The organism is Streptomyces araujoniae, assembly GCF_050871195.1.
Classification (GTDB): Bacteria; Actinomycetota; Actinomycetes; order Streptomycetales; family Streptomycetaceae; genus Streptomyces; species Streptomyces bacillaris.
The window spans coordinates 225,358-239,106 of sequence record NZ_CP194070.1 but is presented as its reverse complement, the minus strand read 5'-3'; the positions used below and the strand labels follow the sequence as shown (position 1 = coordinate 239,106).

General features: G+C 70.9%; 10 protein-coding genes. 7 read left to right on the top strand and 3 right to left on the bottom strand.

Annotated elements, in window-relative coordinates; translation table 11 throughout:
* Nucleotides 1-168: 168 nt before the first annotated feature.
* Complete coding sequence (locus ACQ9ZG_RS00925; RefSeq protein WP_109916074.1) at nt 169-855, bottom strand: response regulator; 687 nt, start codon at nt 853-855, stop codon at nt 169-171.
* A 221-nt stretch (nt 856-1,076) separates the two neighbouring features.
* Here ACQ9ZG_RS00925 and ACQ9ZG_RS00920 point away from each other — a divergent pair, with 221 nt between their 5' ends.
* The 6 genes from ACQ9ZG_RS00920 (at nt 1,077) to ACQ9ZG_RS00895 (ending at nt 7,907) form a co-directional block, all read left to right on the top strand.
* Nucleotides 1,077-2,414, top strand: coding sequence for a radical SAM protein (locus tag ACQ9ZG_RS00920; protein ID WP_019763021.1), 1,338 nt, complete (start codon nt 1,077-1,079; stop codon nt 2,412-2,414).
* A gap of 352 nt (nt 2,415-2,766) precedes the next feature.
* Entirely contained in the window at nt 2,767-3,528 is a 762-nt protein-coding gene (locus ACQ9ZG_RS00915) for a DeoR/GlpR family DNA-binding transcription regulator (RefSeq protein ID WP_026238085.1), read from the top strand.
* A 173-nt stretch (nt 3,529-3,701) separates the two neighbouring features.
* The gene (locus ACQ9ZG_RS00910; protein WP_109916073.1) at nt 3,702-5,072 is read left to right on the top strand and encodes an ABC transporter substrate-binding protein; all 1,371 of its coding nucleotides are present in this window, start codon (nt 3,702-3,704) and stop codon (nt 5,070-5,072) included.
* Nucleotides 5,069-6,034, top strand: a complete 966-nt coding sequence (locus ACQ9ZG_RS00905; RefSeq protein ID WP_084996717.1) for a carbohydrate ABC transporter permease — start codon at nt 5,069-5,071, stop codon at nt 6,032-6,034. The genes ACQ9ZG_RS00910 and ACQ9ZG_RS00905 overlap by 4 nt, the downstream gene beginning before the upstream one ends.
* Nucleotides 6,031-6,921: a carbohydrate ABC transporter permease gene (locus ACQ9ZG_RS00900; protein ID WP_109916072.1), complete on the top strand. Its 891-nt coding sequence runs from the start codon at nt 6,031-6,033 to the stop codon at nt 6,919-6,921. Before ACQ9ZG_RS00905 ends, ACQ9ZG_RS00900 begins: the two co-directional genes overlap by 4 nt.
* Nucleotides 6,918-7,907 (top strand): zinc-dependent alcohol dehydrogenase family protein, encoded by a 990-nt coding sequence (locus ACQ9ZG_RS00895; RefSeq protein WP_018491217.1) that lies wholly within the window; start codon nt 6,918-6,920, stop codon nt 7,905-7,907. The genes ACQ9ZG_RS00900 and ACQ9ZG_RS00895 overlap by 4 nt, the downstream gene beginning before the upstream one ends.
* 99 nt (nt 7,908-8,006) lie before the next feature.
* Here the strand turns inward: ACQ9ZG_RS00895 and ACQ9ZG_RS00890 are convergent, their stop codons facing one another.
* A complete protein-coding gene (locus ACQ9ZG_RS00890; RefSeq protein WP_109916071.1) occupies nt 8,007-10,199 on the bottom strand; it encodes a discoidin domain-containing protein in 2,193 nt (730 codons plus the stop codon).
* A 314-nt stretch (nt 10,200-10,513) separates the two neighbouring features.
* Between ACQ9ZG_RS00890 and ACQ9ZG_RS00885 the strand changes: the two genes are divergently transcribed.
* Nucleotides 10,514-12,244, top strand: a complete 1,731-nt coding sequence (locus tag ACQ9ZG_RS00885; RefSeq protein WP_109916070.1) for a discoidin domain-containing protein — start codon at nt 10,514-10,516, stop codon at nt 12,242-12,244.
* 94 nt (nt 12,245-12,338) lie between these two features.
* Here the strand turns inward: ACQ9ZG_RS00885 and ACQ9ZG_RS00880 are convergent, their stop codons facing one another.
* Nucleotides 12,339-13,331: a DUF3048 domain-containing protein gene (locus ACQ9ZG_RS00880; RefSeq protein WP_258312220.1), complete on the bottom strand. Its 993-nt coding sequence runs from the start codon at nt 13,329-13,331 to the stop codon at nt 12,339-12,341.
* Nucleotides 13,332-13,749: the final 418 nt, after the last annotated feature.

Genomic DNA, 13,749 nt, shown 5'->3' with positions numbered 1-13,749 from the left:
CGGGCGCGAGCCGTACGTGTCCGTGGGACACGCGGTTGCGTGTACGGAGGCGGGCGGTCAGGACCGCGTACCGCGCGTGGGGGCGGCGGTCCGGACGCCTGCGTGCCATGCGGCCGGCCGTACCCGTACCCGTACGCCGCTCGCCCGCCTGCTTGCCCGCCCCCGGCCTCACTTCCGCCCGTGCTCCCGCGCCTCCGTCGCGATGACGGCCGCCTGCACCCGGCGCTCCACCCCCAGCTTCCCCAGCAGCCGGGAGATGTGGTTCTTCACGGTCTTCTCGGAGAGGAACAGCCGCCCCGCGATCTGCCGGTTGGTCAGCCCCTCCCCGACGAGGCCGAGCACCGACCGCTCCCGCTCGGAGAGGCCCGACAGCCTCGCGTCCTCCTCGGGACCGGCGGCCTCGGGCGCGCGCAGGGTCCGCATGAGCCGGGCCGTGGTCGCCGGGTCGAGCATCGACTGCCCCGTCGCCACGGTCCGCACCGCCGACACCAGGTCCGAGCCGTTGATCTGCTTCAGCACGTACCCGGCCGCCCCGGCCATGATCGCGTCGAGCAGGGCGTCCTCGTCGTCGAACGACGTCAGCATCAGACAGGCCAGCCCCGGCATCCGCGAACGCAGCTCCCGGCAGACCGTGATGCCGTCCCCGTCCGGCAACCGGACGTCCAGCACCGCCACATCGGGCCGCAGCGCCGGGCCCCGGGCCAGCGCCTGGGCGGCCGTGGCCGCCTCCCCGACGACCTCCACACCGGGCTCGGACCCCAGCAGATCGCGCAGCCCCCGGCGGACGACCTCGTGGTCGTCCAGCAGGAAGACGCGGATCGGATCCCCGCCCTCGGCGGTCGGTGTGCCGGACATCTGCGGCCCCAGGTGCTCGGTGACGCGTGGCCCCCGTCTCCTCACCCGCATTGTCCCAGCTACGGCGGCGACGTACCTGCCGAACCGCCCCCGCAGCCCGTTTCCACCTGGTCAATGCAGGTGGGAGAAGCCGTTGGCGTAGGCTTGCCAGCCTGACTGGACAGACCCGCCCGCCGGTGCGTGCGCAGTCGCGGGTGGGGTGACAACGGAGGTTCGCGTACATGCCGAGCAGCAGTCGTACGGCACTGGTCGAGGACCTGATGGGGCGTTTCCCCGAGGTGCCCCGGGAAGCCGTCATCAAGGAAGACCTGCTGCGCGGCGGCATGGCCTTCGACGAGTCCGCGCTGAGCGGATCCATCGGCGGCGCCACCGGTGACGTGAAGCCGAAGTCGTACTTCATCTTCTCCTTCGACCACCGCACCCTGCCCGAGCTGGGCGCCGCCGCGCTCAACCGGCCGCCGGAGGAGGTCGTCCTCACCGGCGGACCCTACGGGCTGCGCCGCACCGTGGTCTCGGTGCGGGTCAACCCCGACTCCCCGTACGTCGTGCGCGGCGGCGAGGACGGCACGCTCGGCCTCTACCTGGACGGGGCGCGGATCGCGGACGTCGGCCTCCCGCCGATGCCGGAGTACTACCGCCACCAGCTCTCCAACGGCAAGTCGGTCATGGAGGTCGCCCCGACCATCCAGTGGGGCTACCTCATCTACCTGACGGTCTTCCGGGTGTGCCAGTACTTCGGCGCCAAGGAGGAGTGCCAGTTCTGCGACATCAACCACAACTGGCGCCAGCACAAGGCGGCCGGCCGCCCGTACACCGGGGTCAAGCCGGTCGAGGAGGTGCTGGAGGCCCTGGAGATCATCGACCGGTACGACACCGCCGGTGTCTCCCGCGCCTACACCCTCACCGGCGGCTCCATCACCTCGCAGGTCGGCGGCCGCGACGAGGCCGACTTCTACGGCCACTACGCGAAGGCCATCGAGGAGCGCTTCCCCGGCCGCTGGACCGGCAAGGTCGTCGCCCAGGCGCTGCCCCGCGAGGACGTGCAGCGCTTCCACGACTACGGCATCCGCATCTACCACCCCAACTTCGAGGTGTGGGACCGCCGGCTCTTCCAGCTGCACTGCCCGGGCAAGGAGCGGTACGTCGGCCGCGACGAGTGGCACCGCCGCATCCTGGACTCCGCCGAGGTGTTCGGGCCGCGCAACGTCATCCCCAACTTCGTCGCGGGCATCGAGATGGCCGAGCCCTTCGGCTTCACCAAGGTGAGCGAGGCCATCGACTCGACCACCGAGGGGCTGCGGTTCTTCATGTCCAACGGGGTCGTGCCGCGCTTCACCACCTGGTGCCCCGAGCCCACCACACCGCTCGGCAAGGCCAACCCGCTCGGCGCGCCGCTGGAGTACCACATCCGGCTGCTCCAGGCCTACCGGGCGACGCTGGAGGAGTTCGGCCTCAACTCCCCGCCCGGCTACGGCCCGGCGGGCCCCGGCCGGGCCGTCTTCTCCGTCAGCTCCTTCATGGACAGCCTCGAAGGGCTGGAAGAGGAGACCACCGTCTGACCCCCTCCCCGGGGAACGGAAGCCGCCCCTCCGGAGAGCGGGAGCCGCACCTCCCCATGGAACGGCAGCCGCACATCCGGGGAACGGCAGCCGTCCGGCGGGCACCGTTCCCCGGGTTCGGGCGCGATTCGGGCGCCCGCCCCCGCCGAGCGGGCGGTGGGAGCGCCCGAAATCCCCGCGACAGGCCCGTGACCAGCGACGGCCCACCGGGGAAACGGGCAGGAACGGGCAGAGGGAATCCCGCGAAGAGCCTGGTCGAGCGGCTGACCCTGCTTGTAAAAACGTCACATGGGCCCGAACGGACCGGACCCACCCCCGAAAAGCGCCACCGCAAGAGCCAGGGATGTGTGTCGTGGACACCGACGAACGCCGCAGAGGAATACTCGACGCCGCCCGACGGGACGGATCGGTCGAGGTGAACGCCCTCGCGGCGCTGTTCCAGGTGGCCAAGGAGACCGTCCGCCGCGATCTGCACGTACTGGAGGAGCACGGTCTCGTCCGCCGCACCCACGGCGGCGCCTACCCGGTGGAGTCCGCCGGCTTCGAGACCACGCTCGCGGTCCGCACCACCCGCAACGTCCCGCAGAAGTCGCGGATCGCGGCGGCCGCCGCCGATCTGCTCGGGGACGCCGAGACCGTCTTCGTCGACGAGGGCTTCACCCCCCAGCTCGTCGCCGAGGCCTTTCCCCGGGACCGGCCGCTGACCGTGGTCACCGCGTCCCTGGCCGTCGCCACCGTCCTCGCGGACGCCGAGAAGATCTCCGTCATCCTGCTCGGCGGCCGCGTCCGCGGCTCCACGATGGCCACCGTCGACCACTGGGCCTCCAGGATGCTCGCCGGCTTCGTCATCGACCTGGCGTACGTCGGTGCCAACGGCATCTCCCGCGAGTACGGCCTCACCACCCCCGACCCGGCCGTCAGCGAGGTCAAGGCCCAGGCCATGCGCAGCTCCCGGCGGCGCGTCTTCGTCGGGATCCACGCCAAGTTCGGCGCGGTGAGCTTCTGCCGGTTCGCCGGGGTCGGGGACTTCGAGACGATCGTCACCGACGCCGGGCTCTCCTCCGCCGAGGCCCAGCGCTACTCCCTCCTGGGCCCCCAGGTCATCCGCACCTGACCCGCTCCGCGCCCCGGCCCCGTACCGGCCGCGCGGCCCCGATACCACCGCGCCCCGCCCCCCGTCGGGGCGCGGTCCGTCCTGCCCCCGTACGTCCCCGGACCACCCGGCACCCCTCGTACCTTCCCTGCCCGACCCGATCACCGAGCCGCTACGACTGATCAGGAGTCCCCATGCGCCATCACCCCCGCCGACGCCACGGACCACGCCGCCTGCCGCGCGCCGCCGCCGTGGCCACGGCACTCGCCCTCCTCGCCACCGGCTGCGCCGGAGCGGGCGGGACCTCCTTCGGGGGCGGTGACGCCCTCAACGTCCTGATGGTGAACAACCCGCAGATGGTCGAGCTGCAGAAGCTGACCAAGGAGCACTTCACCAAGGAGACCGGCATCACCGTCCACTTCACGGTGCTGCCCGAGAACGACGTCCGCGACAAGATCAGCCAGGACTACTCCAACCAGGCCGGTCAGTACGACATCGCCACCATCTCCAACTTCGAGCTGCCGTTCTTCGCCGAGAACGGCTGGCTCCGCCCGCTGGACGCCTACGTCGAGGCCGACCCGGACTTCGACCAGCAGGACATCCTCCCGCCGCTGCGCGCATCGCTGACCCACAAGGACGGCAAGCTCTACGCCCAGCCCTTCTACGGCGAGTCCTCCTTCCTGATGTACCGCAAGGACGTCTTCGAGAAGGAAAGGCTCACCATGCCCGCCAAGCCCACCTGGACGGAGGTCGCCCAGCTCGCCGCCGAGGCCGACGGATCACAGCGCGGGATGAAGGGCATCTGCCTGCGCGGGCTGCCCGGCTGGGGCGAGGTCATCGCCCCCCTCACCACCGTCGTCAACACCATGGGCGGCACCTGGTTCACCGAGGACTGGCAACCGCAGCTGACCGCACCGGAGTTCAAGAAGGCGACCCAGTTCTACGTCGACCTCGTGCGCAAGCACGGACAGCTCGGTGCCCCGCAGTCCGGATACGCCGAGTGCCTCAACAACATGACCCAGGGCAAGACCGCCATGTGGTACGACGCCACCGCGGGCGCCGGATCACTGGAGGCCGAGGGCTCCCCGGTCAAGGGCAAGATCGGCTACGTACCGGCCCCCGTCGAGCAGACCGACAGCTCCGGCTGGCTCTACACCTGGGCCTGGGGCATGCAGAACGCCTCCAAGAAGGCCGACGACGCCTGGAAGTTCATCTCCTGGGCCTCCGGCAAGGAGTACGAGGAACTCGTCGGCGCCACCAGCGGCTGGTCCAACGTCCCGGCGGGCAAACGCGCCTCCACCTACGCCCACCCCGACTACCGCAAGGAAGCAGGGGCGTTCGCGGACGTCACCCAACAAGCCATCTCCGAGGCCGACCCCGACAACCCCGGCACCCAGCCGCGCCCCACGGCGGGCATCCAGTTCGTCGGCGTACCGGAGTTCACCGACCTCGGCACCAAGGTGGCGCAGGAGATCAGCGCCGCCATCGCGGGCCGCCAGTCGGTGGACGCCGCACTCGCCACCTCCCAGAAGCTGGCCGAGAAGGTCGCGGAGGAGTACCGATGACCACCACGACGGCCGTGCGGCCGACCCCGCCCCGTCCCGCCCCCGACGGCAAGCGCCCCACGGGCAGCAGAGCCAAGGCCTGGGCGACCCGCGCACCACTCCTGCCCGCCCTCGTCTTCCTGATCGTGGTCACCCAACTGCCCTTCGTGGCCACGCTGGTGATCTCCTTCTTCGACTGGAACTCGCTCAAGCCGGACCAGCGCCACTTCACCGGCTTCGCCAACTACGGCTCGGTCTTCACCGATCCGGCCCTGCGCGACTCGGTGCTGACCACCGTCCTGCTCACCGCCACCGTGGTCATCGTGAGCGTCGTCCTCGGCCTCGCCTTCGCCCTGCTGCTCGACCGCACGTTCTTCGGCCGGGGCTTCGTCCGCACCCTCCTCATCACCCCGTTCCTGATCGTGCCGGTCTCGGCGGCGCTGCTGTGGAAGCACGCCCTCTACAACCCCGAATACGGGCTGTTCAACGGGGCGTTGACCTGGTTCGGGAATCTCTTCGGCATCGACTCCATGGTCCAGCCGGAGTGGACCTCCGAGATGCCCCTGATGGCGGTCGCCGCGGCCCTCGTCTGGCAGTGGACCCCGTTCATGATGCTGATCCTGCTGGCGGGGCTGCAGAGCCGCCCCGCCGAGATGATGGAGGCCGCCCGGCTCGACGGCGCGGGCGCCTGGCAGATGTTCCGCTTCCTCACCCTGCCCCATCTGCGCCGCTACCTCGAACTCGGCGTCCTGCTGGGCTCGGTGTACATCGTGCAGAACTTCGACGCCGTCTTCACCATCACCGCCGGCGGCCTCGGCACCGCCAACCTCCCGTACACCGTCTACGAGACCTTCTACCGGGCCCATGAGTACGGGCTGGCGTCCGCCGTGGGCGTGGTCGTGGTGATCGGCACCGTGATCATCGCGACGTTCGCGCTCCGGGTGGTCTCCTCCCTCTTCCGTGAGGAGGCGAGCCGCGCATGAGCGCCTCGACCGCAGCACCGACCCGCACCCGCGCCACCGCGAAGGCCACCGCCCCGGCGAACCGGGCCCGCAGGCGCTCCACCGCCCTCGGCCTGGCCGCCTGGGCCGTGGGCCTGGTCTTCTGCCTGCCCGCCCTGTGGATGGTGCTGACCTCCTTCCACTCGGAGGCCGACGCCGCGACCAACCCGCCCTCCCTGGCGGCCGCGCTGACGCTCGACGGCTACCGGACGTTCTTCGGCGGCGGAGGCGGCCCGACCCCCTGGCCGCCGCTGGTCAACTCCCTGATGGCGTCCGTGTTCTCCACCGTCCTGGTGCTCCTGCTGGCGCTTCCGGCCGCGTACGCGCTCTCCATCCGCCGGGTGCGCAAGTGGACCGACGTGATGTTCTTCTTCCTCTCCACCAAGATGTTGCCGGTGGTCGCCGGACTGCTGCCGATCTACCTGTTCGCGAAGAACACCGGCTTCCTGGACAACATCTGGCTGCTCGTCCTGCTCTACACCTCGATGAACCTGCCGATCGCGGTGTGGATGATGCAGTCCTTCCTCGCCGACGTCCCGGTCTCCATCATCGAGGCGGCCCAGGTCGACGGGGCGAGGCTGCCCACGGTCCTCGGCCGGGTCGTCGCGCCGGTCGCCGCCCCCGGCATCGCGGCCACGGCCCTGATCTGCTTCATCTTCAGCTGGAACGAACTGCTGTTCGCTCGGGTGCTGACCGGCGTGGTCGCCGGGACGGCCCCCGTCCATCTGACCACCTTCGTCACCAGCCAGGGCCTCTTCCTCGCCCAGCTGTGCGCCGCGTCGGTGGTCGTGTCCCTGCCGGTGCTCATCGCCGGCTACGCCGCCCAGGACAAACTCGTCCAGGGCCTTTCCTTGGGAGCAGTCAAATGAGGGCAGCCATCGTCGAGGCCCCCGGCAAGGTGTCGGTCACCACGGTCGACGACCCCACGCCCGGCCGCCGTGATGTGGTCGTGAAGGTGGCGTCCTGCGGGCTCTGCGGTACCGATCTCCACATCCTCCAGGGGGAGTTCGCCCCCACTCTGCCGATCGTGCCCGGTCATGAGTTCGCCGGGGAGATCGTCGCCGTCGGCACCGACGTCACCGAACTGGCCGTGGGCGACAAGGTGGCGGTCGACCCCTCCCTCCACTGCCACGAGTGCCGCTACTGCCGCTCCGGCCGCGGCAACCTCTGCGACAACTGGGCCGCCATCGGCGTCACCGTGCCCGGCGGCGCCGCCGAGTTCGCCGTCGCCCCGGTCGCCAACTGCGTCAAGCTGCCCGAGCACATCGACGTCGCCGACGCCGCCCTGATCGAACCGCTCTCCTGCGCGGTGCGCGGCTACGACGTCCTCAAGGGCAACCTGGGCGCGGAGGTGCTGATCTACGGCTCGGGCACGATGGGCCTGATGATGCTGGAGCTGGCCAAGCGGACGGGCGCCGCCTCGGTGGAGGTCCTGGACGTCAACCCGCAGCGCCTGCAGACCGCCACGCTCCTCGGCTGCACGGGGGCGGCGGCCCGCGCCGAGGAGTTCGACCGCCCCGGCGGCTGGGACGTGGTGATCGACGCCACCGGCAACGCGGGCGCCATCCAGGACGGCCTGGGCCGGGTCGCCAAGGGCGGCACGTTCCTCCAGTTCGGAGTGGCCGACTACGCCACGACCGCCGTCATCGAGCCGTACCGGATCTACAACCAGGAGATCACCATCACCGGCTCGATGGCGGTCCTGCACAGCTACGAACGGGCCGCCGCGCTCTTCGCGAGCGGGGTCCTGGACCCGGCGGTCTTCATCAGCGACCGGCTGCCCCTGGAGCAGTACCCGGAGGCGATCGACCAGTTCAAGGCGGGGGTGGGGCGGAAGATCGTGGTGCAGCCGTAGCCCCGGCCCCGCCGCTGAGCGCACAGGACGGAGCCCTCCGGCGGACGTTCGCGTCCACCGGAGGGCTCCTCTGCTGCGGTCAGCGGAAGACCTGTGAGATCAGGGGAAGTTGACGATGGTCGAAGGGATCGTCGATGTTCCCGAGGTCGGGGCGCCGACGTTGTTGATCACGTGCTGGTACTGCCCGTTGCCGCCCAGTGAGACGACCAGCAGGTTGTGGAACTTCACCCCCGGTTTGACCGGGGCCTTGAAGCCGTGTTCCTGGATGATCGTGGGGTCGACGTTGTAGTAGCAGTAGCTGCCGAGCCCCCAGCCCTCGTGCTGCTCGACGGAGTCGTCGACCCGGTAGGCGGCGTACCCCTTGGTGGAGCCGTTCTGGATGGCGGCCTGGTTGGGGGCGTCGTAGGCCTTCTCGTTCTGGAAGAAGATGGTGCGGCCGCGTTCGCCGTACCACTCGACGTCGTACTTGTTGAAGTGCTCGACGAAGAGTCCGGTGGCCAGGACGTCGTCGCCGTTGACGCGGACGCCGTAGTCGGCCCGGTTGGTCTCCCAGCCCCAGCCCTCGCCGTGGTCCGCCCGCCACACCCAGGTGTGGTCGATGATCACGTCGTCGCTGTTGACCACCAGACTGGTGGTCGCCTTGCCGGGACCCGCGCCGCCGATGCGGATGAACACGTCCTGCACGGTGGTGGGGTTGGCCGCGTGGTCGGCGGAGGCACCCTGCGGGCCGACCTCCAGCAGCGTGGGGGAGTTGACGGGACCGGCGTCGATGAGGAATCCGGCCAGCTTCACCCCGTCGACGTCGGCGACCTTCATGGCTGTCACCCCGTTGTCCGGGATGATCGTGGCGAGGCCGAGACCCAGGACCACCGTGTTGGCGCGGTTCACCTCGATGGTCCGGTCGAGGTGGTAGACCCCGGGCGTGAACAGCAGGTTGAGGCCCTGGGCGAGCGCCGCGTTGATCGTCGCCGCGGTGGCCCCCTGCTTGACGACGTAGAAGCGGTCCAGCGGGATCGACTCGCCCCGCTGGCTTCCGCCGTCCCACGAGACCCCGCGCGCGTTGACGCGCTTCTCCGGGACGAACACCTTGTACGCGTTGCCGTCCAGGTAGAGGAACGGCTTCTCGCGCGAGATCGGGGTGGTGTCGAGCGTGGTGTACGGGGGGTTCGGATAGCTGGTCGCGGGCGCGCCCTGCACACCGGAGAACGTCATGTTCCAGACGGCGTTGGTCCAGCCGCCGACGGAGCTGTCACGGGTGTACCACTGCTGCTGCGAGTACGGGCCGACGGTGCCGTCGATCTTGCTGTCCGCGATGTAGCCGCCGCTGGCCCAGCCGTAGCCGTCGGGCGCCAGGTTCAGCCCGCCCTTGACGTGCATCCGGCGGAAGGGTGCCGCCTGGGAGACCGCCCACCGGTTGGTGCCGTTCACCGGGTTCAGCGTCAGGTTCTCCGCCGCGCGCCAGAAGTTCTGGGTCGCGTTCCCGTTGAACCAGCCCGCGTCCACCGTCACATCACCGTTGAACGTGGTGGCGTTCGGGTGCAGCCCCAGCCCCGCGATCTGCGTGTAGAAGCCGATCTGGGCGTTGAGGTTGTTGTACGTACCGGGCTTGAACAGCAGCGCGTGGCGGCCCAGCCCGAACTGGTCGGACTCCTGCTGCCGGAAGATCGCATCGACCTTGCCCTGGATGTCCGGCGTGGACGGGTCGAAGACATGCACGTTCGGCCCGAGGTCACCGCCGCCCGGAATCTCCGGACCGCCGCCCCCGTTCCGCGTGCCGAACACCTTGAACTCCCAGAGTGAGTAGCCGTATCCGGTGGCGCGCTCGGTGCCGGTCAGCCGTACGTACCGGGCGTCGCCCGAAACGGTCAGCGTCTCGTTGCCGCCCCGGCCGGTGGTGGTGCTGTAGGCGTTCCTCCAGGTGGAGCCGTCGGTGGACAGCTCGATCCGGTAGCTCTTGGCGTACGCGGCCTCCCAGGCGAGTTCGACGCGGCTGAGGGCGGCCGGTGAACCGAGGTCGATCCGCAGCCACTGCGGGTCGGAGAAGGCGCTGGACCAGCGGGTTCCGGCGTCCCCGTCGACCGCGTTGCGCGCGGCCGTACCGCCGTTCTCCTCGCTGGAGGCGGTGACCGGGCTGCCCTGGGAGAGCAGGACGGGCGCGGCCTGCGCGGGGCCGGCCTGTGCCACCCCGAGCAGGGCCGCCACCAGCGCGGTCACCAGGGCGAAGCCGAGCGCACGCCATCGGTGGAGTGCGGCCATCGGGGGCCGCGAGGGTCTGACGAGGGCAACGGACATGTCCGGATCTCCTGAGGTCTCAAAGGTGCGGGGCACGGTGGAGCGGAGAGGTGGGCGGGCGCACGCCTCCGGCAGAGGGAGAGAGCGCTCTCTCGGTACGCGAATGATTCTCCCGCGTTTCGGCCACGTCAAGAGTTGTGTACCGGATCGGTGCGTACCGCCTCCGGGGTCGATTGATGTTTCATCTCCTGAAGCCAGCAAGGAAGTTGAGGGGAGCGCGCGCGGACCCTTGACGACCGGCGCCGCTGCGGCCACGCTCCCCCCAGCGGGGAGCGCTCTCTCGGCCTTCTCCCGCTACCGACCAAGGAGTCCGTATGCATGCCCGTGGAACACCACGGCTCAGAGGCCCCCTCGCCGTCATGGCCGTGGTGGCCCTTCTGCTCACCCTCTCGGTGGCGCTCGCCCCGGAGCGGGCGGCCGCCGCTCCGGTCCTCGTCTCGCAGGGGAAACCGGCCACCGCCTCCAGTGCCGAAGGCCCCTTCGCCGCGCCCAACGCCGTGGACGGCGACCCCGGGACCCGCTGGTCCAGCGCGTTCTCGGACGACCAGTGGATCCGTATCGACCTCGGTGCGAGCACGGCGGTCGGCCAGGTCGTGCTGAACTGGGAGGCCGCGTACGCCAAGGGCTACCGGATCGAGCTGTCCGCCGACGGGCAGCGGTGGACCACGATCCACTCCACCGCCACCGGCACCGGCGGCACCGAGACTCTCACCGTCTCCGGAACCGGCCGCTACATCCGTCTCGTCGGCACCGAGCGCGCCACCCCGTGGGGCTACTCCCTGTACGAGTTCCAGGTCTACTCCACCGCCGGCGGCGGCCCCGGCGGCGACGTCCTGCTCTCGTACGGCAGGACCGGCTCCGCCTCCACCTCCCAGCACGACTCCACCTGCTGGCAGTGCACCCCCGGCAAGGCCTTCGACCGCGACCCCGCGAGCCGCTGGGCCACCAGTCCCGAGGGCGGCTGGACCGACCCCGGCTGGATCGCGGTCGACCTCGGTGCCCCCGCCACGATCAACCGGGTGGTCCTCCAGTGGGACCCCGCCTACGCCCGCGCGTACCGGATCGAGGTCTCCGACAACGGGACCGACTGGCGCACGATCCACCAGACCACCACCGGCACCGGCTTCAAGGAGACGCTGAACGTCAGCGGCACGGGCCGCCACGTACGGCTGTACGCCACCCAGCGCAGCGGTGAGTACGGCTACTCGCTCTGGGAGTTCCAGGTCTGGGGTACCGGCGGAGCACCGATCCCCGCCCCGCCGCTGCCGCCCGAACCCACCTACGACCGGCTGGTGTTCAGCGACGAGTTCAACGGCCCCGCGGGTGCCGCCCCCGACCCGGCCAAATGGGTCCCGGAGACCGGCACCGGTCCCAACAACGAGCTGGAGTACTACACGGACAACAAGAACGCCGCCCAGGACGGCAACGGCAACCTCGTGCTGGAGGCCCGCCGCGAACCGACCCCGGGCTCGTCCTGCCCGCGCGACCCGCTGAGCGGCAGCACCACCTGCCAGTACACCTCGGCACGGCTCAACACCTACGGGAAGTTCCAGTTCACCTACGGCCGGGTCGAGGCGCGCATCAAGGTCTCCGGCACGCAGGGGCTCTGGCCCGCCTTCTGGATGCTGGGCGCGGACTACTTCGACCAGGGGCGCCCGTGGCCGTACACGGGTGAGATCGACATCATGGAGCACGTCGGCAAGGAGCCGAACACCACCTACTCCACCCTGCACGCCCCCGCCTACCACGGCGCGGCGGGCTACGGAGCCCCCTACTCGCTGCCCGGCGGCGCCGACTTCGCCGACGCCTTCCACACCTTCGCCGTCGACTGGAACAGCACGGGCATGACGTTCCGGGTGGATGGTCAAGTGACCCACCGGGTCGACCGGGAGGAGCTGGAGCGCACCCGGGGTCCGTGGGTGTTCGACCACGACTTCTTCCTGATCCTCAACAACGCGGTCGGGGGTGACTGGCCGGGCCCGCCCGACACCACCACCCGCTTCCCGCAGAAACTGAGCGTCGACTACATCAAGGTCTGGCAGTGACCCTCCGGCAAGGTCCGGCGGTCACCCTGCGCTGAAGCGGGTGCGGTCCGGGCCACGGGTTGCCGTGGCCCGGACCGCACCCCTTCGCGCAGGGTCAGCGGGCCTCGTACACGATCCACAGGGGCCCCTCGGCCAGGTCGATCCGCCGGCCGTCCGGGGTGGTGAACCGGGTGTCCGCGTCCGCCGAGGGCCGGGACCACCGGGCCTCGTACGTCCTGCCGTCGCGCAGCACCTGCGCGGTGCCCGACCCCACGGTCTCGGTGAACGGGGTGTTGTTCCCGGACCGGTCGCCGAAGGACGACGGACGTACGGTCACCTCCTGCACGATCACCGTGGCGGCCCCCAGCCGCTCGCCCTCGCTCGTCCGGGCGGCGGAGCCGTCCATGGAGATCAGCCACCGCTCCTGCCCGGCGGACCAGGTGAAGCTGGTGCGTGCGGAGGGGAAGCGGACCGTACGGCTCTCCACGGCGGTGCCGCCCTCCGGCGCCGGGCCGAACCGCAGCCCCAGCGCCTCCACGGCCTGGCTGCCCGGGGCCGCGTACGGAATCCGCTCCGCCCGCAGATAGAGGTTGTGCGGGGCGGGACGGCCGGGCTCCCGGACGTACGCCCGGGGCGCGACGGACGGCGGTACGGCGTCGAGCGGCGCCCGCTCGATGGCCGGGAGCAGCCTGCTCTGCGCCCCGGAGAAGGCGAGGACCGGCCGGTCGAACTGGCGCAGCAGCTCCAGATCGGTCTCCCGGGCACTGCGGACCGGGCCGATGACCGGCGGCACCTCGGAGGAGTAGACCGCGAGCAGCCGGCTGAGCCCGGCCTCCACCTGCTCGACGTAGACGACGTCCGCCCGGTCGAGCCCGGTCTGCGGCCGGGCCGGTCGCACGTTGTCGATCTTCACCGCGAGCACCTTCGCGCCCGCCCCCGTCCCGGACGGACTGCTGCTCCCGCTCCCGGGCTCCGGACCGCCCCCACCCGTGCAGCCGGCCGCGAGGAGGGTGAGCAGGAGCGCTGCGATCAGGGCGGTGAGTGAGGCCTTCGGCCGGTGGACCAGGGACGTGCGGGGGTGTGCGTGCCTTCGGAGGGCTGCGGACATGGCGTCGACCGTCCTTCCGGGGCACCGGCCGGCCGTCCCGGCGGAGCGTGACCGTGTCGGGCCCCTCATCCATCATCACGCGTCCGGCCGGTTCGCGGTTGCTCCCACGCCCCCGCACGGCCCGGACGGACGGTGGCCCCGGCCCGGGGTGACGGCCGGAACTGTATGGCGCGGCGCCCCCGATGCGGCTTCCGACGGCCCGGTTCCTGGCGTGACATCCCGGGGCCGACCTTCCACGGCGGGGGGAGCGGCGACTCCCCGGCCGGAGCCGGGGGCGGGTTGAGGGTTCCGGCGTCGGGTCGACCGCTCCGGGCCCCGTGCCCCGGCTGAGCGCCGGGGCACGGAACGGCCGACGAGGCGTGCGAGCGTCTTGACCGAACCGCTGAGGCATGGCCTGTTCTCGCTGGTTGACGCGCGT

Excerpts from the sequence above, each read along its gene's own strand:
- ACQ9ZG_RS00920 (WP_019763021.1), top strand. The coding sequence starts at position 1,077 with ATGCCGAGCAGCAGTCGTACGGCACTGGTCGAGGACCTGATGGGGCGT.
- ACQ9ZG_RS00880 (WP_258312220.1), bottom strand. The coding sequence starts at position 13,331 with ATGTCCGCAGCCCTCCGAAGGCACGCACACCCCCGCACGTCCCTGGTC.
- ACQ9ZG_RS00910 (WP_109916073.1), top strand. The coding sequence starts at position 3,702 with ATGCGCCATCACCCCCGCCGACGCCACGGACCACGCCGCCTGCCGCGC.
- ACQ9ZG_RS00905 (WP_084996717.1), top strand. The coding sequence starts at position 5,069 with ATGACCACCACGACGGCCGTGCGGCCGACCCCGCCCCGTCCCGCCCCC.
- ACQ9ZG_RS00925 (WP_109916074.1), bottom strand. The coding sequence starts at position 855 with ATGTCCGGCACACCGACCGCCGAGGGCGGGGATCCGATCCGCGTCTTC.
- ACQ9ZG_RS00890 (WP_109916071.1), bottom strand. The coding sequence starts at position 10,199 with ATGTCCGTTGCCCTCGTCAGACCCTCGCGGCCCCCGATGGCCGCACTC.
- ACQ9ZG_RS00885 (WP_109916070.1), top strand. The coding sequence starts at position 10,514 with ATGCATGCCCGTGGAACACCACGGCTCAGAGGCCCCCTCGCCGTCATG.
- ACQ9ZG_RS00895 (WP_018491217.1), top strand. The coding sequence starts at position 6,918 with ATGAGGGCAGCCATCGTCGAGGCCCCCGGCAAGGTGTCGGTCACCACG.
- ACQ9ZG_RS00900 (WP_109916072.1), top strand. The coding sequence starts at position 6,031 with ATGAGCGCCTCGACCGCAGCACCGACCCGCACCCGCGCCACCGCGAAG.